Annotated in this window: 15 protein-coding genes; 8 read left to right on the top strand and 7 right to left on the bottom strand. The window is 74.7% G+C overall.

What is annotated here, in order from left to right:
• Positions 1 to 82: 82 nt before the first annotated feature.
• Complete coding sequence (locus ACFC2L_RS16590) at positions 83 to 1,369, bottom strand: extracellular solute-binding protein (RefSeq protein ID WP_375825428.1); 1,287 nt, start codon at positions 1,367 to 1,369, stop codon at positions 83 to 85.
• A gap of 196 nt (positions 1,370 to 1,565) precedes the next feature.
• Between ACFC2L_RS16590 and ACFC2L_RS16585 the strand changes: the two genes are divergently transcribed.
• The 3 genes from ACFC2L_RS16585 (at position 1,566) to ACFC2L_RS16575 (ending at position 4,613) form a co-directional block, all read left to right on the top strand.
• Positions 1,566 to 2,567 (top strand): LacI family DNA-binding transcriptional regulator, encoded by a 1,002-nt coding sequence (locus ACFC2L_RS16585; protein WP_375825427.1) that lies wholly within the window; start codon positions 1,566 to 1,568, stop codon positions 2,565 to 2,567.
• Positions 2,568 to 2,729: 162 nt separating this feature from the next.
• A complete protein-coding gene (locus ACFC2L_RS16580) occupies positions 2,730 to 3,149 on the top strand; it encodes a transferase (protein ID WP_375825425.1) in 420 nt (139 codons plus the stop codon).
• A gap of 165 nt (positions 3,150 to 3,314) precedes the next feature.
• Entirely contained in the window at positions 3,315 to 4,613 is a 1,299-nt protein-coding gene (locus tag ACFC2L_RS16575; protein WP_375825424.1) for a PrsW family intramembrane metalloprotease, read from the top strand.
• A gap of 21 nt (positions 4,614 to 4,634) precedes the next feature.
• Here ACFC2L_RS16575 and ACFC2L_RS16570 read toward each other — a convergent pair whose 3' ends face one another.
• Positions 4,635 to 5,252: a helix-turn-helix domain-containing protein gene (locus ACFC2L_RS16570; protein ID WP_375825422.1), complete on the bottom strand. Its 618-nt coding sequence runs from the start codon at positions 5,250 to 5,252 to the stop codon at positions 4,635 to 4,637.
• An 89-nt stretch (positions 5,253 to 5,341) separates the two neighbouring features.
• On the opposite strand from ACFC2L_RS16570, the gene ACFC2L_RS16565 reads away from it, so the two are divergent.
• The gene (locus ACFC2L_RS16565; protein ID WP_375825421.1) at positions 5,342 to 6,538 is read left to right on the top strand and encodes a benzoate/H(+) symporter BenE family transporter; all 1,197 of its coding nucleotides are present in this window, start codon (positions 5,342 to 5,344) and stop codon (positions 6,536 to 6,538) included.
• A 33-nt stretch (positions 6,539 to 6,571) separates the two neighbouring features.
• On the opposite strand, the gene ACFC2L_RS16560 is transcribed toward ACFC2L_RS16565, so the two are convergent.
• Positions 6,572 to 8,914, bottom strand: coding sequence for an LLM class flavin-dependent oxidoreductase (locus ACFC2L_RS16560; RefSeq protein ID WP_375825420.1), 2,343 nt, complete (start codon positions 8,912 to 8,914; stop codon positions 6,572 to 6,574).
• On the bottom strand, positions 8,911 to 9,846 hold the full coding sequence (locus ACFC2L_RS16555) for an LLM class flavin-dependent oxidoreductase (protein WP_375825419.1): 936 nt from the start codon (positions 9,844 to 9,846) through the stop codon (positions 8,911 to 8,913). The genes ACFC2L_RS16560 and ACFC2L_RS16555 overlap by 4 nt, the downstream gene beginning before the upstream one ends.
• A 92-nt stretch (positions 9,847 to 9,938) precedes the next feature.
• Here ACFC2L_RS16555 and ACFC2L_RS16550 point away from each other — a divergent pair, with 92 nt between their 5' ends.
• Positions 9,939 to 10,475 carry a MarR family winged helix-turn-helix transcriptional regulator gene (locus tag ACFC2L_RS16550; RefSeq protein WP_375825418.1) on the top strand — a complete coding sequence of 179 codons (537 nt, stop codon included), beginning with the start codon at positions 9,939 to 9,941 and terminating at the stop codon, positions 10,473 to 10,475.
• A gap of 511 nt (positions 10,476 to 10,986) precedes the next feature.
• Here the strand turns inward: ACFC2L_RS16550 and ACFC2L_RS16545 are convergent.
• The 3 genes from ACFC2L_RS16545 to ACFC2L_RS16535 are packed head-to-tail and all read right to left on the bottom strand — an operon-like array spanning position 10,987 to position 14,590.
• Entirely contained in the window at positions 10,987 to 12,435 is a 1,449-nt protein-coding gene (locus ACFC2L_RS16545) for an MFS transporter (protein ID WP_375825416.1), read from the bottom strand.
• Positions 12,432 to 13,382 (bottom strand): polysaccharide deacetylase family protein, encoded by a 951-nt coding sequence (locus ACFC2L_RS16540; RefSeq protein WP_375825415.1) that lies wholly within the window; start codon positions 13,380 to 13,382, stop codon positions 12,432 to 12,434. The genes ACFC2L_RS16545 and ACFC2L_RS16540 overlap by 4 nt, the downstream gene beginning before the upstream one ends.
• Positions 13,379 to 14,590, bottom strand: a complete 1,212-nt coding sequence (locus tag ACFC2L_RS16535; RefSeq protein ID WP_375825414.1) for an ROK family protein — start codon at positions 14,588 to 14,590, stop codon at positions 13,379 to 13,381. The genes ACFC2L_RS16540 and ACFC2L_RS16535 overlap by 4 nt, the downstream gene beginning before the upstream one ends.
• Positions 14,591 to 14,739: 149 nt before the next feature.
• Here ACFC2L_RS16535 and ACFC2L_RS16530 point away from each other — a divergent pair, with 149 nt between their 5' ends.
• From ACFC2L_RS16530 to ACFC2L_RS16520, 3 genes are all read left to right on the top strand, one after another.
• Positions 14,740 to 15,321, top strand: a complete 582-nt coding sequence (locus ACFC2L_RS16530) for a 1-acyl-sn-glycerol-3-phosphate acyltransferase (RefSeq protein ID WP_375825413.1) — start codon at positions 14,740 to 14,742, stop codon at positions 15,319 to 15,321.
• 347 nt (positions 15,322 to 15,668) lie between these two features.
• A complete protein-coding gene (locus ACFC2L_RS16525) occupies positions 15,669 to 15,863 on the top strand; it encodes a carbohydrate-binding protein (protein WP_375825412.1) in 195 nt (64 codons plus the stop codon).
• 429 nt (positions 15,864 to 16,292) lie between these two features.
• Entirely contained in the window at positions 16,293 to 17,051 is a 759-nt protein-coding gene (locus tag ACFC2L_RS16520; RefSeq protein ID WP_375825411.1) for a lytic polysaccharide monooxygenase, read from the top strand.
• Positions 17,052 to 17,162 lie beyond the last annotated feature (111 nt).

The raw sequence follows: 17,162 nt of genomic DNA, 5'->3' as shown, positions 1-17,162 counted from the left end.
GGCGTGACGCCGCCCCCGGCCCGGTCCTCGGGCGTCGTCGTGCTCGGCGAGATCTCGCCCTGGGACACGTTCATGGAAGGGGCTACTCCTTGGCGGCCGCGTCGTTGACGGCGCTGACGATGTCCTCGGGCGTGCCCTGGCCGGCGAGCAGGTTGACGACGGCCGTGTTGAGCGCGTTGCCGATGTTCTGGCCGTAGAGCGTGTCGAGCCAGACGGAGACGTACGGCGCCTCGTTGTACGCCTCCAGGATCGAGACGAGGGCCGGGTCGACGACCGCCCCCTGCGCCTCCTTGCTCGCGGGCAGCGTCTGGAACGCGGTGGCGTAGGCCTCCTGCGACTCCTTCGACATGGCGTAGTTGAGGAAGTCCGCGCACGCGTCCGGGGCGTCGACGTAGCACGAGTAGCCGTCGACGCCGCCCATCATCGCGCCGGGCTCGCCGTCACCGCCCTCGACCTCGGGGAACGGGAACCACTGGAGGTCGGGCAGGGGCTGCTCGTTCGGCGTGAGGGACGCGATGACGCCCGGGTCCCAGGCGCCCATGAGCTCCATCGACGCCTGGTGGTTGGCCAGCAGGCCGGCCGACGAGCCGGCGCCCTGCTGCGCGGACGTGGTGAGGAAGCCCTCGTTGAACGGCTCCGTCGCCGCGAACTCCTCGAGCGCGTTGCCGGCGTCGAGCCAGCACGGGTCGTCGAAGGTCCGCGTCTGGGCGGCCTCGTTCATCGCGTCCTGGGAGCAGAAGCGGAGCGCGAAGAAGTAGTACCAGTGCGCGGCCGGCCATGCGTCCTTGGCACCGAGCGCGATGGGCGCGATGCCCGCGGCCTTGAGCTGCTCGGTCGCCGCCTCGAGGTCGGTGATCGTCCCGGGGGTCTCGGTGATGCCGGCCTGCTCGAAGAGCTCGGTGCTGTAGAACATGCCGCCGGGGAGGATCGACACCGGCATGCCGTAGACCTTGCCGTCGACCGAGAGCGCGCTCAGCGACCCGCCGACGGCCTCCTTGACCGCCGGGTCGATGAGGTCGGTCAGGTCCTTGACCTGGCCCGCCTCGACGACGTCCGCGAGCTTGCCGCCGCCGCGCGCCATGAAGATGTCGGGTGCGTCGCCCGAGTTCAGGGCGGTCTGGAGCTTGCCGTCCATGTCCTCGTTCTGGATGGCCTGGATCCTGATCGTCACGCCGGGGTTCTCGTCCTCGAACGCCGCGGCCGTGGTCTTCCAGTACTCCATGCCGGGGCCGGTCGTGGAGTTGTGCCAGAACGTCAGGGTGACGTCGCCATCCTCCGTACCGGACCCGCCTCCGCCGCCACAGGCCGAGAGCGCCATCGCACTCGCCACCAGCGCGGCCGATGCCGCCAGGAACTTCCGAGACCTCATGATTCGTCCTCTTCGTCGAGCCGCACGGGCGCGCGCTCCGTCGAGCGCGCCGGGCCGCCCCCGCGTCGGGGCCGCCACGGCGACTCTCGCAGGCCGGAGGCTCTCGTGTCAATCGTTATCGATAACGTTTTACAAACGACGCCGCAGCGCGCGGCTCGTGCCGCCGACGCGCCGCGCCACGGGCTACTGTCTCCCCATGCGCTCCACGGGAAGAGTCACGATCGGCGATGTCGCGCGCACCGCCGGCGTCTCCGTCGCGACGGTGTCCAAGGTCATCAACGGCCGCTACGGCGTCGCCCTGGAGACCTCCCGGCACGTCCAGGAGATCATCGACCAGCTCGGGTACGAGTCGTCGATCGTCGCGCGCAGCCTGCGTAGCCGCCGCACCAACGTCATCGGCATCCTCGTCGCCGAGTTCGAGCCGTTCTCGACCGAGCTCCTCAAGGGCATCTCCGAGGCCGTCGACGGTACCGGCTACGAGCTGCTCGCCTACTCCGGCGGGCTGCGCCGCGACGACCGCGTCGGCTGGGAGCAGCGCTACCTCTCGCGCCTCGGCGGCACCCTGATCGACGGCGCCATCCTCGTCACCCCGACCGTCGTCGCGCCGGGCAACTCCATCCCCGTCGTCGCCGTCGACCCGCACCGCGGCCCCTCCGGCCCGCCCACCGTCGACTCCGACAACCTCGCCGGCGCGCGCGCCGCGACCGACCACCTGCTCTCCCTCGGACACCGCCGCATCGGCTTCCTCGCCGGCCGCCCCGACCTCGAGTCCGCGCGCCTGCGCGAGCAGGGGTACCGCGAGGCCCTCGCCGAGGCCGGCGTCGCGTTCGACCCCGACCTCGTCCGCGTCGGCGGCTACCGGCCCGACCTCGCCGACTCCCCCGCGCACGAGCTCCTCTCGCTCCCCGAGCGACCCACCGCGATCTTCGCCGCGAACGACCTCTCCGCCATCCGCACCATGGAGGTCGCCGCCGAGCTCGGCCTGCGCGTGCCCGACGACGTCTCCGTCGTCGGGTTCGACAACGTCCCCGAGTCCGCGCTCACCACCCCGCCGCTGACGACCGTCGACCAGCCGATCCACCGCATGGGCGCCGAGGCCCTGCGCCTCATCGTCGACCTCGTCGAGGGCAACCCCCGCGAGCCTCACGTCCGCCTCCCCACGACCCTCGTCGTCCGCGGCTCCACCCGCCCCCTCTGACCCTCCACCCACCGAGGGAGGACCCGGGTCCGGCGAGGTAGAGCCGAGGTAGAGACCTGGTGCGCGACCAGGGCTCCGCCTCGGCGCGAGGGGGCTGGAATCCTGGGCACCGCTCCGACGTTATGTCAGCAGAACACCGCCGACAGACCCTGAGGAGGTCACATGGCCCGCCTCGCACGCCGTGTCCAGGTCGAGAACGACTACGGCGAGATCATGCACTACGAGCGCCACACCGGCGGCGGCCTCGTGTCGCCGCACGCACGCGTCCCCGAGTCCGTCCCGGTCGGGTCGGGCACGTACGTCGAGAAGGGGGCCGTCGTCGGGTACGGCTCGCAGCTCGGCGAGGGAAGCTGGATCGACCGCGACGTCACCCTCGGCCGGGACGTCCGCGTCGGCGACAACGTGCGCCTCTCCCCCGAGACCCGCGTCGGCGACCGCGCCCGGGTGGGCAGCGGCGCGCGCGTCGGGCGCCGCGTGCTCGTGGAGCCGGGCGCCGTCGTCCCGCCGGACGAGATCGTGCCCGACGACGCCACCGTGCGCCGCCGGGGCGGCGTCCGGTCGGGATACGACGTCGCCGCGTAGCGCCACGCCACCACCCCTCGAACCCGGGGTTCTCGGCGCTTCCGGCGCCGAACCCGGCAGCATCCCCGGGTTCGGCGACCGACGGGCGCACCACGGTGTCGGCTCGACGCCGCGACGCGTGGACACCTTTCCCCCGCGGCACCCGGGTGCGTAGCCTTACCGCCCGTGACCTACCCGCCGCACGGCCCCGCCGTCCCCCCGCCGCACCCGCAGCCGACGCCCGTGCACCCGCGCCCGCAGGGTCCGGCGGGCACCGCGGTGCCGCTCGACCCGCGCGCGGTGCTGGAGGGCCGGCCGCCGGGCCGGGCGCGCGTGGGTGTCATCGTGACGATCGCGGTCGCGAGCCTGTGCCTGCTGGTCGGCCTGGTGCTCGCGGCGCTGTCCGGGGTCGGGACGTTCACCGTCGGCCTGCTGCTGGCGCTCGTGCCGCTCGGCATCTGGGTGCCGGTCGTGCTCGCGCTCGACCGCCTCGAGCCGGAGCCGCCGAGCGCGCTCGTCCTGGCGTTCCTGTGGGGCGCGGGCATCGCGACCCTCGTGGCGGGGATCCTCAACACGCTCGGGCTCGAGCTGCTCACCGCGCCGCTGTTCGGCGAGGAGGTCGGCTGGTACGTCGTCGCGTCGTTCGGGGCCCCGTTCGTCGAGGAGATCCTCAAGGGCGCGGTGCTGTTCGGGATGCTGTGGTTCCGTCGGCACGAGATCGACGGCTGGACCGACGGCGTCATCTACGCGGCGATGGTCGCGCTCGGGTTCGCGGCGGTCGAGAACGTCACCTACTTCATCATGGCGGCGCAGGACGGGACGCTCGGCCCGACGTTCGTGCTCCGCGCGCTCGTCACCCCCCTGCTGCACCCGCTGTGCACCGCGCTCACGGGCCTCGGCGTCGCGAGCGCGGCCACGAGCCCGCCCGGGCCGCGCCGGGTCCTCGCGCCGATCGGCGGCCTCGCGGCGGCGATCGCGCTCCACATGCTGTGGAACGCCTCGACCGGGTTCGGCACGCTCGCGCTCGGGGTCGCGTACCTCGCGGGGCTCGGGGTGCTGGTCACGCTGATCGTCCTGCTCGTGCGCGACCGCCGTCGCACGGTCGCGACGATCCAGCGGCAGCTCGTGCCGTACGTCCCGACGGGCCTCGTCACGCCCGCGGACCTCACGATGCTCTCCACGCTCGCCGCACGCCGTCAGGCGCGCGACTGGGCCCGCCGCACGGGCGGCGCCGGAGCGGCGCACGCGATGCGCGACTACCAGCAGGCGGCGACGGAGCTCGCCCTGCTCCACGACCGCGTCGCGCGCGGCGCGGTCGAGGCGTGGCGCGTCGAGGGGCAGCGCCGGGCGCTGCTGCAGCTCATGCTCACGGCGCGTCAGGCGTTCCTCGTCCGGACGCCGCAGCCGCCGCCCGCGCCGTGGTCGCCGGGAACGCCGTCCGGCTTCACCTCCGACGCGTGGGTTCCCGGCCAGGGCGCGTACTGAGCCGGCAGCCTCCGCCGACGCCTACCCGGCGCCGCCCCGCGGCGGTGTCCGGATGACGAGCACCGCGTCGACCGCGGCGCCGTCGAGCGCCCGGTAGGAGTGGTCGGCGTCGGAGACCCAGCGCAGCTCGTCGCCCTCCTCGACCACGGCCTCCGCCCCGTGACGCCCGGCCCGCAGGCGGCCGCGCGTGATGAGCAGGTGCTCGACGACGCCCGGCCCGTGGGGCGGTGAGGTCCGGTCCGCGTGGGGTTCCAGGTGCAGGTGGTAGACCTCGACGGCGATGCCGCCGGGCAGGTGGTGCGCGTCGAGCAGGCGTGCGGTGACGCCCTCGGACGACACCTCGGTGCCCGCCCGCTCGGCGAGCAGCGTCGCGAGGGGGACGCCGAGCGCCCCGGCCAGCGCGTAGAGGGTCGCGAGCGTCGGGTTGCGCGCGCCGTGCTCGATCTCCGAGAGCGAGCCCTTGCCGATGCCCGCCGCGGCGGCGAGCGCCGACAGCGAGAGCCCGCGCTCGGCACGCAGCGCACGGAGCTGTGCGGCGACTGCCGCGAGCGTGCCGTCCCCGGCTCGTTCCGACGAGCGTCCGGGCGCTCCCCCGGGCTCGCCGTCGGTCTGAGGTCTCGCGCCCGCCCCGTCGCTCACGGGCGGCAGCCTACCGGTGCGCGTGTCGCGCAGCCCCTGCTAGCGTTCCACGAACAGAACGATTCCCTCCGCCGCCTGCCAGGAGCAGCATGGACCCCGCCTCGGACCGCCTGCGCCCCGTCCTCGCCGGGCTCGTGACCGCCCTCGTCGGCTTCACCAGCTCCTTCGCCGTCGTGCTCGCCGGGCTGCGCGCCGTCGGTGCGACCCCCGACCAGGCGGCCTCCGGGCTCCTCGCCCTGTGCGTCACGCAGGCCGTCGGCATCCTCTGGCTGACCACCCGGCACCGCACCCCGCTCACGCTCGCGTGGTCCACGCCCGGCGCCGCGCTGCTCGTGAGCACGGGCGCCGTCGCGGGCGGGTGGCCCGCCGCGGTGGGGGCGTTCTGCGTCGTCGGCGGGCTCGTCCTGCTCACCGCCCTCTGGCCGCGCCTCGGCGACCTCGTCGCCGCCATCCCCACGCCGATCGCCCAGGCGATGCTCGCCGGCGTGCTCCTCACGCTGTGCCTCGCCCCCGTGCGGGCGGTCGTCGCGACGCCGCTGCTCGTCGCGCCGGTGATCGTCACGTGGCTCGTCCTGCTGCGGGTCTCGCCGCGCTGGGCGGCACCCGCCGCGCTCGCGGTGACGCTCGCGATCGTCGGGTACGAGGCCGTGCACGGCGGCACGCTCGCGTGGTCCGACGCCGTCCCGCGCCTCGACCTCACGGCGCCCACGCTCTCGTGGCAGGCCGTCGTCGGGCTCGCCGTCCCGCTCTACGTCGTGACGATGGCCTCGCAGAACGTGCCCGGCGTCGCCGTCATGGCGTCGTTCGGCTACCGCGTGCCGTGGCGCGAGACCATGACCGTCACCGGGATCGCGACCCTCGCCGGAGCGACCGCAGGCGGCCACGCGATCAACCTCGCCGCGATCTCCGCCGCGCTCGCCGCCGGCCCCGAGGCCCACCCCGACGCCCGCCGACGCTGGGTCGCCGCCCACACCGCCGGCTGGGCGTACCTCGCGCTCGCCGTCGGGTCGGCGGGCCTCGCCGCGCTCGTCGCCGCGGCGCCCGCGGGGCTCGTCGAGGCGGCGGCCGGGCTCGCGCTCGTCGGGACGCTCGGCGCGGCCGTCGCGGGTACGGTCGCCGAACCGCGCGGGCGCGAGGCGGCCGTCGTGACGTTCCTCGTCGCGGCGAGCGGCGTCGTCGTCGCCGGCATCGCCGCCGCGTTCTGGGCGATCCTCGCGGGGCTGGCCGTCCACGCGGTCCTCACCGTGCGCGGCCCGCGCGAGGTAGAACGACCGGTCGCGAAGTAGAGCCCCTCGTCTTCTACCTCGCGGCGGGACGCTCTACCTCGCGGGGGCCGTTGCCGGCTCGAGCGGGTCCGGCCCGAGGACCGGGAGGTTGTCGCGGAAGACGTTCGTCGGGTCGACGCGACGCTTGACCTCCCGCAGCCGCTCCAGGGTCGCGGGCGGGAACGCGTCGGCGAGGCGTGCGGGGTGGCTGTCGCGGCGGCGGTCGGTGTCGAAGCTCAGGTACATGCCCTCGAACACGTCGGCCAGCGCGTCCCAGCGCGCGTCGAGCCGCGACCGGCTCGCCCCCATCGCGACCACCGAGAAGTTGGCCGAACGGTGCGCGTACGCCGTCGCGTCCGCCGGGACGTCGGACGCCGCGCCGCCCGTCGAGCGGATCTGGAAGAAGTACGTGTCGCCGCTCGCGACGAGCCCCGCGAGCCGGGCGGACGCCGCGGGCGTCAGGTGCTCCAGCAGGCCGGACCGCGACACCGGCTCGCCCTGGCCGCCGTGCGGGCCGGGCGCGGGTGCGGAGACGACGGCGTCGTACGGCACGATCTGCGCCGTCGCCTGGGCGAGCAGCGGGGAGATCGCGGCGAACGGCTGCAGCCGGGCGACGACGGTGTCCGGGTCGTCGGAGTCGACCATGGTCATGGACTGCGCGACGACCGGCTGACCCGGTCGAGGGCGCCCGACGATCAGGAAGCTCGTCGTGTCGCGAGGTGACGTCTCGACCGTCGCACCCCAGCGTTCGAGGAACCCGGCGAGGTCGGAGGCGTCGTGCACCATCTGCGCGAACCCCACCGCGGACACCTCGTCCGCGACGAGCTCGAACGACGTGACGATCCCGACCTGCGACCCCGCGCCGCGGACGGCCCAGAACAGGTCCGGGTTCTCGTCCGCGCTCGCCCGCACCACCGACCCGTCGGCGAGGACCACCTCGACGGCGCGCACATGGTCGATCGTCAGACCGTGAGCGCGACCGAGGAAGCCGATGCCGCCCGCGGTCGCGAGCCCGCCCACGCCGACGCCGCCGTAGTCGCCCGACGTGATCGCCCACCCGCGCGGCGCGAGCGCGGCCGCGACCTCGCCCCAGCGCGCGCCGGGACCGACGCGCACGAGGCGGGCCGCGTCGTCGAGCACCTCGACCTGGTCGAGCGCACCGAGGTCGAGGACGATCCCGCCGTCGTTCGTCGAGCGCCCGCTGATGCCGTGGCCGCCCGAGCGGACGGACAGCGGCACGTCGCGCGTCACCGGCTGGGCGCGCGCGAAGGCGAGCGCCTCGACCACCTCCGCGGTGTCGCGGGGCCGCAGCACGAGCCCTGGCGACCCGCCGCGCAGGTAGTTGGAGCGCACGCCCGCGAACGCGGCGTCGCCGGGCTCGACCGCACGCTCCGCGAGCGAGGCGGGCACGTCGTCGTACGCGATGCCGTCGCGGCGCGCGGCGCGGACCGCGAGCGGCACGACGCGGGACGTGTCCGTCCCGGTCTCTGCGCGTCCCGCGGCGACGGCGTCCCGCAGCGCGGGCGCGACCTCCTCGGCGAACCGGCGGGTCGTGCGCTCGTCGTCGGTCGCGAGGATCAGCGTCGAGACGCCGTCCTCCAGGACGAGCGGCAGCAGCCGCTCGACCCAGGCCTCGGGCGGGCCGGCGAGGTCGGGCGCGCCGCCCAGGCCGCCCGAGCCGTCGGCGCCCTCGAAGGTGCCCGACACGTTGAGCAGGCGCGTGACCTCGCGCGGGTCGCGCCCGACGGCGGTCGCCACCTCGTCGATGCGCGCGTTGCCCGCGCGCAGCCCGTCCACGCCGACGCGGCCCAGGGACGGGAGCCAGCCGTCGGCCTTCGCGCCGACGAGGCGCAGCATGCGCGGGCCGAGCGCGCCCAGCCACAGCGGGATGCGCCGCGTGGTCCCTGGTCCGGCGGTCGCGCCGTCGAGCCGGTGGTGGCGCCCGGGGGCGAACAGCTCGCCGTCCCCGTCCTCGCCCCAGATCGCCCGGACCACGTCGATCGCCTCGGCGAGCGCGTCGACGGACTCGCCCGGCGTCAGACGGTCGACGCCCATCGAGACCATGGCGTCCCAGAAGGCGCCCGCGCCCAGCGCGAGGTCGACGCGCCCGTCGGACAGCAGGTCGAGGCTCGCCGCCGCGCGCGCGAGCACGGCGGGCTGGCGCATCGGGACATTGACGACGTCGGGCGCGACGTGGATGCGCTCCGTCGCGGACGCGACGTACGACAGCAGCGTCCACGTGTCGAGGAAGCGCGGCTGGTACGGGTGGTCCTGGAACGTCACGAGGTCGTAGCCGAGGTCCTCGGCGAGGCGGGCGAGCCCGACCGTCGCCTCCGGATCCTGCGCCGACGGCGTGACGAACGTGCCCAACCGGAGCGGGTGGCCGTAGTCGGTCATGCGCGGGCCTCGCCGCCGGTCGTCGCGCCCGGCGCGGTGGCGCGTGCGGCCGCGACGTGCTCGCGCGCCGCGGGGGCGACCTCCTGGCCGACGACGGCGAGCGTCGTCGGGTCGTCGCCCGCGACGATCCACGTGGACACCCCGTGCTCCAGCGTCACCTCGGCGACCTGCTCGGCCCACTGGCGCGGCGAGCCCTGGAGGAACCCCGCGCCGCCGTCGGCGCTGAACCGGCCGCCGACGTTGAGCAGGCGACGCACTGCCCGCGGGTCGCGACCCGCGTCCTCGGCGGCGGCGTCGATCGTGGCGTTGCCCTTCGCCAACGCCTCGAAGCTCTGCAGGTACGCGAGCGACGGCAGCCAGCCGTCGGCCTGCGCGCCGACGAGGCGCAGCATGCGGGGCTTGAGCGCGCCGACCCAGATCTCGACGTCGTGCGCGGGCGCCGGCCCGCGCTTGGGGCCGTCGACGCGGTGGTGCGCACCGCCCGCGACGAGGCGGTCGCGCGTGGACGTGTCCCACAGCCCGCGGATGACGTCGATGCCCTCGGAGAGGGCGTCGACCGACTCCCCCGGCGTCAGGCGCTCGCCGCCCATCGCGACGATCGGGTCCCAGAACCCGCCCGCGCCGAGCCCGAGCTCGACGCGCCCGCCCGAGAGCCGGTCGAGGCTCGCGACGGCCCGCGCGAGCACGGCCGGCGGGCGGAGCGGCAGGTTGAGCACGTTGCCCGCGAGGCGGACCCGCTCGGTGCGCGCCGCGACCCAGGACAACAGCGTCCACGTGTCGAGGAACGCCGCCTGGTACGGGTGGTCCTGGAACGTCACGAGGTCGAGGCCCACCTCCTCCGAGAGCTGCGCCAGCGCGACCGCCTGGTGCGGCGCCGCGGCGGCGGGCGTGATGAAGGACCCGAAGCGCAGGTCGTGGCCGTAGTCGGGCATGGCTCCTCGCGATCTCCAAGATACGTTGCTGTACAGAACATATCTGTAACAGATAGGTGGTGCAACCACATTCCCGGCGGTAGGGTGGGCGGATGAGCACCACCACGACGACCGCTGCCGCGACGGGCCCGGCCGAGCTCCCCGGCCGCCTCGAGGACCTCGGCTGGCACCTCGGCGTGCTGCTGCGCGCCTACCGCGCGACGGTCGAGCAGGCGCTCGACGACGTCCCGCACGGCACGCGCGGCTACCAGGTCCTCGTCACCGTCGCCCAGGGCGACCACCCCACCCAGCTCGCCCTCGCCGAGCACCACGGCATCGACCGGACCGTCATGACGTACCTCGTCGACGACCTCGTCGCCGCCGGCCTCGTCGAGCGGCAGCAGAACCCCGCCGACCGCCGCGCGCGCCGCGTCGTCGCGACGCCCGAGGGCCGCCGTCGGCTCGCCGGGTGGGCCACCGCCGTGCACGACGCCGAGGAGCAGCTCCTCGGCATGCTCTCGCCCGACGAGCGCAGCGCCTTCCGCACGCTCATGCGCCGCGTCGCGTGCGACCTCCGCGACGTCGACGCGGGAACCGACCCCTGCACCGTCGCCGAGCACGCCCTCGGAGCCACCACCCCGCCGAGGTAGAGCCCCGGTCCGTCCAGGTAGAGCCCCGGCCCGCCCAGGTAGAGGCCCGATCCGTCCAGGTAGAGGCCTGGCTCTACGACGTCCGCTCGCCCTGCGCCGCATCGTCTCCGACGGACGGCGGTCCGGTCGCCCAGGAGACGCCGATCGGCTACTCCTGGCTGAACCGACACCGCGGGCGGTCGCCCGTGGTGAGGACCGACCAGGGTGAGACGACGTAGGGCGGGGTGGGTGGTGGTGCCGCGTCGTGGTCGGGCCTGGACGAGGGATCGTCCGGAGTGAGCTTGCGAACGCAGGACGATCCCGACCGAGAACGCGGGAGCCGCGAGGAACGAGCGGCGGATGGTAGACGCGGCACCACCACCCACCCCGCCACCCCAGGTGACCAGACCGCCGTCGGACAAGCCGACCACACCTCTACCTGGACGAACCACACCTCTACCTCGGCAGACCGGGCCTCTACCTCGGCGGGCCGGCCTTTACCTCGCGCGGCCGTAGGTCTGCCTCGCGCGGGCTACCTCGGGAGGGGGTCGGCCGCCGTCGGGGAGGCGTCGGCCTCGGTGAGGGCGGCGTCGGTGTCCTCGGGGTCGCGACCGCGGAGGGGGTAGAACCAGAAGCACACGAAGGCGAGCGCGGCGAGGACCACGGGCACGCCGCCGAGGAGGAGGCGGACGCCCGTCGCGACGCTGTCCGGCTGCACGACGTCACCCGCACCCTCGACGTACCCGCTCGCCGACAGCACGCCCGCGACGAGCACGGCCTGGACGATGACGGACCCGCGCACGACGAACCCGTTGGCGCCGAAGTACATGCCCTCGCGGCGCAGGCCGGTGCGGCGCTCGTCGTCGTCGATGACCTGCGCGAGCGCGACCTCGAGCACCTGCATGAGCCCCGCGACGCCGACGCCCACGGCGAGCCCCGCGAGCGCGGCGCCGAGGACGGTGGACGGGATCAGGTAGAGGCAGGTCGCGAGGCCGTACACCCCGACGACCCACAGCATGGCCGAGCGCGGACCGATGCGCCGCACGACCCACGACCACCCGACGATCGACGGGATCGCGGCGACGAAGATCGGGGCGAGCAGCAGCGTCGCGTCGGCCTCGGCGCCGCCCAGCGTGTAGCGCACGTAGAACGGGATCGCGGCGAGCACGATCGCGGTCGTGCTCTGGAGCAGGAGCGACCCGAGCACGTAGGTGACGAACGCCCGGTTGGCGAACGTGTACCGGAGCTGGTCCCCCAGCCCGACGGCGGCCTCGCGCTCGCGCACCGTCGCGACGTCGACGGGGCGCTCGACCATCCCGCCGAGGGACCACACGAAGAACGCGAGGCTCACGACCGCGAGCAGCAGCGCCATCCACGTCCACCCGAGCGTGCCGTACAGCAGGGGCGCGCCGGCGGTGCCCAGGATCATCCCGACGAGGCCGAAGATCTGGCGCGGGGTGTTGCCGCGGGCGCGCTCCGCCGTCGTGCGGAAGATCTCGGGGAAGAGCGCCGAGACGTTGAGCGCGACGACGACGTACGCGACGTCGAACAGCGCGACGACGAGGAGGAACCACACGACCAGGCCGGTCGGACCGAGGGCGGGCGGCATCCACACGAGCGCGAACGCGACGACGAGCGGGACGATCCCCAGCACGATCCACGGGACGCGCCGGCCCCAGCGCGTGCGGCGACGGTCGGAGACCGCGCCGACGAGCGGGTTGAGCAGGGCGTTGAGGACGCCGTGCGCGACCATCGCGCCCGCTACCCAGCCAGCACGCACGCCGAGGTGGTCGACGTAGAAGTAGACCACGAACGCGGAGAACGTCTGCATGAGCAGGTTCGACGGGAACGCGGACGCACCGTAGGCGACCGTCTGCGCGCGCGAGGGCGTGCCGACGAGCCGGCGGTCCCGGACGCGTGCGAGCAGCCCGCCGCCCGCCGTCGGCTCGCCGCCCGACGGCGCCGGGTGCGGGGCGCTCACCGCTCGCCCCGCTGCACCGCGCGCAGGTCCCGCCAGCCGACGCGGACGATCCCCTCCTCGGCGATGACGGCCGCCACGGCCGGATCGGCGAGCAGGCGGCGCTCGAAGCCGCGCTTCGCGACGCCGTAGTCGGCGACGTCGCCGAGCTCGTCGTCGTCGAGCATGGGGTGGAGGAAGATCTCCGTCACGCCGGACGGGACGCGGCGCAGCAGCGCGAGGAAGTCGGCCCGGACGTCCTCGTAGTCCTCCTCCTCGACCGTCCCGGCGCCGTCGAGCTCGAACGGGTGGGTCCACAGCCGGTCGACCAGCACGACGCCGAGCGCGTCCGCCGCGGCCGTCGCCTCGTCGAGCAGGGGCTGGAAGTCGCCCGGGGGCAGCACCATCCCCTCGGTCGTGCGGGGCAGGCGGAACGGCAGGCGGTGCCGGGCGGCGAGCTCGAAGACCTGCGGGAGGAACGAGCGCCCCGTCTCGAGCCCGTAGACGGAGCCCATGTGGTTGTCGAGGTGCGAGACGTCGACCCCGGCCGCGAGCGCCGTGTCGAGCTGGGCCGCGAGCTCCGCGACGACGTCCTCGACGCGCGCCTGCCGCTCGACGGTGAGGACGTCGCGCGGGAAGTACCCCGCGTCGTCGACCAGGGAGGTGCCCGTGCCGGTGAGCGGGCGCCACCGGTACCGCGTCCACTCGCTGGTCAGCACGAGGTGCACGCCCACGTCGACGGGGTGCGCGGCCGCGAAGGCGAGCGCGTCCGGCGCCCACCCGCACGGGACCATGACCGTCGCGGAGTCGACGTGCCCCGCGAGGAGGAGCTCGGAGACCGCGCGGTTGGCGGCGCGGCACATGCCGTAGTCGTCGGCGTTGAGGATGATCGCGCGCGCGTCGGCGGGGAGGCCCAGCCGGGAGACCAGGTCCGACGGCGGCGCCCCGCCGCCCGGCGCTGCCGCGGTCACGACGCCGCCTCCTCGCGCTCGTCGGCGGGGTCGTCCTCGCCCGGCGCGGGGTGGGCGGCGGCGGAGCGGAACACCTCGTCGCGCAGCGCGTCGCTGGCCGAGCGCGCGGCGCCCACCACGACGGCGTCGCACGTGAGGTCCGACGAGACGACCCGGATGGGGAGCACGGCGATCTTCTCCGCCAGGAAGCGCTTCACCCGGTCCGCGATCGGCGCGCGCGCCGCCTGGTTCGTGAGGACGAACAGCTCCGGCTCGACGACGAGCGCGACCGACGCCGCGACGACCCCGATGCGCTCGGCGACCTCGTCGAGCGCATCGTTCGAGGCGCCGTCGCCGTGCTCGGCGCGGTCCACGAGCTGCTTGACCGTCACGTCGTCGGGCAGGCCGTGCTCCTTCGCGAGCACGGCGAGCGACGACGCCCCCAGCGCCTCGGAACCCAGCGCCCGGGCGGGGTGCGGCAGGAACGAGACCTCGCCGGCGCCGCCGGCGACCCCGCGGTGCAGGCGGCCGTCGAGCACGAGCCCGGCACCGAAGCCGTCGCCGAGGCCCAGCACGACGAACGAGCGCGCCCCGGCCGCGGCGCCGTCGCGCTGCTCGGCGAGGGCCGCGAGGTTGAGGTCGTTCTCGAGCGTCACCGGGCACCCGAGGGCGTCCTCGAGCGCGTCGACGAGCTCGGTCCCGCCCTTCTCGTAGCCGGGGACACGCCGGATCGTCCGCAGGTCCGACCCGACGATGAGCGGGACGGCCGCGACCGCGCGCGTCACCTCGATCGTCGTCCCCTCCGCGAGCCGCGCCTGGGCGTCGCTCACGCACGCGCGGGCGAGCTCCGCGGCCGCCCGTGCGCGCGCCGTCGTCGTCGGCTTGACGTCCCGGCGCTCCGCGCGGGCCCGGATCACGCCCGTGACGTCGACGAGCGCGACCCGCACCCGGTCGCGTGCGACGTCGATGCCCAGCCCGAACGCGTAGTCCGGGTCGACGCGGTACAGCGTCGCGGCGGGCCCCCGCCGGTCCCGGTCGAGCCCGGCCTCCGTGACGACGCCCGTCGCCTCGAGCGCCCGGAGGGTCTGCGCCACGGTCGTCTTGGACAGCCCGGTCGCCGAGACGACGTCGGGCCGCGCGACCCGCGCGCCCGTGCCGAGCACGTCGAGCACGGCGCGCGCGTTGAGGGTGCGCAGGAGGGCGGGTGTACCGGCGGGAGTGGTGTCCATCTGGTCTCCGTCGAGCAGTGGGTGGGTCGATCAGACATGTCCGGGCCGTGCGGGTAGAGCGGGAAGTTCCCTACCCGCCCGGAGACTAACCAAGGTCCCGGAGGTTGTCGACGGCAACCGGTCCCCCTGTGGACGGCCTGTACCGTGGCGTGGTGATCCGCCGAGCCCTCGCCCGCGCCTACTGGGCGACCAGCCGGTGGTCGCTGCGCTCCGAGCCGTACGACACCCGCCGCCCGACGCTCCTCGTCGGCGCCCCGCACACGTCGAACTGGGACTTCGTCCTCATGCTCGCCATCGCCTGGAGCACGGGCATCCACGTGCGCTGGCTCGGCAAGCACACGCTGTTCGCCGGCCCGGCGGGCCCGCTCATGCGCGCGCTCGGCGGCATCCCCGTCGACCGGCGCGACCCGAGCCGGGTCGTGGTCGACGTCGTCGCGCGCCTCCGGGCCGGCGAGGTGTTCTCGCTCGTCGTGACGCCCGAGGGCACGCGCGGGGCGGGGTCGTACTGGAAGTCGGGCTTCTACCGGATCGCACGCGAGGCGCACCTGCCGGTGACCCTCGGGTACGTCGACCGCACCACCATGACGACCGGCCTCGGCCCGACCATCGAGCTCACGGGCGACGTGCGCGCCGACATGGACGTCGTGCGCGCCTTCTACGCCGACAAGTCCGGCCTCCGCCCGGCGCTGCGCACCGAGCCGCGCCTGCGCGAGGAGGACGTGGCCGCCTGAGGCCGAGCGCTCGCCGGAAGCTTCCTGAGCTCTTCCCGGTGACCCCGGACCGGGCCGGTCCCGGTACGGGGTCCCCGCACACCTCGGCCCCCGCCGCCCCTCTCCCGCGTGCTCTCCTCGACCCACCAGGCGCGTCCTGACCTGCGCCATCGCGGAACCCGGCGGTGTGCTGACGGGCGAACCCCTACCCCCGTAATCCTCCGCGGAACCGTTGCCCGGGGAAGCGGGCGTGCCTAGCGTCCGTCGGGTCAAGGCCGACGAACCGGGCTTCGCGCCGTCGTCGGCATCCCGACCAAGGAAGCGAGACCCTCAGGAGACGACTCCGCGCGACCCTCGTCGCCGCCGTCGTGGGCGCGGCCGCGATCGTCGCGCCGATCGTGGTCGCCCCGAGCGCCTCGGCGCACGGGACCGGCGAGTGCACCGCACCGGCGTGGGCGGCCGGGTCGGTGTACCTCGGTGGCGCGAACGTCTCGCACGAGGGCCGCACCTACCAGGCCAAGTGGTGGACGACGGGCGAGAACCCCGCCCAGAGCGGCCAGTAGGGCGTCTGGAAGGACCTCGGCGCCTGCTGACCTGACACCCCTCACCGAGCGCTGCATCCGCGGCCGGGAGACGCACCTCCGCGTGCCTCTCCCGGCCGCACGTGCGTCTCCGAGCGGAGGACGCACCAACTCCCACGACCTGGGACGCGCGGACCGACCCTCGTCGAGACGGCCGGGCTACGTGGTCCCCACATGTTTTTCACCCGCGGAGGGGCCCGGCACGGGCTCGACGGCCGCGCGCGCACGGCCGCGCAGGCGCACGATCCCGGCGAACCGGACCGCCTGGTAAGGGACTTCCCGTACCCGCCGCCGGCCGTGCGTAGTCGTTTGAGCGGACGCCTCCGGGCTGCCTACGGTCCACCCCGTCACGGCCGACGGTGCGGGCTCCGCACGGTGTCGGCCCTCCCCGACACAGGAAGCGAGTCCCCCATGAAGCGACTTCGCGCGGCGCTCCTCGCCGCCGTCGTGGGCGCGACCGCGATCATCGCCCCGATCGCGATCGCCCCCAGCGCCTCGGCGCACGGCTGGATCACGTCCCCCCCGAGCCGGCAGGACCAGTGCGCCACCGGCGCCACGTCCTTCGACTGCGGCGGGCTCAAGTACGAGCCGCAGTCCGTCGAGGCCGTCAAGGGCTCGATGAAGTGCTCCGGCGGCAGCGGCTACACGATCCTCGACGACGAGTCGAAGCCCTGGCCCCGCACGACCACCGGCTCCGACGTGACCTTCCAGTGGAAGCTCACCGCGAACCACGCCACGAGCGTGTGGGAGTACTTCGTCGACGGCCAGCTCTTCGCGTCGTTCGACGGCGGCGGCGTGCAGCCCCCCAAGGACATCTCGCACACCCTGAAGGGTCTGCCCCTGGGCAACCACACGATCCTCGCGCGCTGGAGCGTCGCCGACACGGTGAACGCGTTCTACAACTGCGTCGACCTCACGGTCACGGCGGACGGCACCAACCCCGGTGGCGAGAACCCGGGCGGCGAGAACCCCGGCGGCGGCGAGGGTGAGAACCCGGGCGGCGGCGAGCCGGGCACCTGCACCGACGCCGCGTGGTCCTCGACCGCGACCTACGTCGGCGGGGCGAAGGTCTCGCACAACGGCAACATCTTCGAGGCGAAGTGGTGGACGCAGAACAACGTCCCGGGCGCCGAGCAGTGGGGCCCGTGGAAGCTGATCGGCGCCTGCTGACCCGCTGAACCCCGCGACGGCGGGTGTCCTCGTCCCTGCGGGCGAGGGCACCCGCCGTCGTGCGTGCCCGGCATGGACGACGCCCCGGGTACGCGGAAGCACGTACGAGCT

Origin of the sequence: Cellulosimicrobium sp. NPDC055967, from assembly GCF_042269845.1 — a bacterium.
In the GTDB taxonomy this organism is placed as follows: domain Bacteria; phylum Actinomycetota; class Actinomycetes; order Actinomycetales; family Cellulomonadaceae; genus Cellulosimicrobium.
The sequence above is the reverse complement of the archived record's forward strand: the minus strand, read 5'-3'. Positions and strand labels throughout refer to the sequence as shown.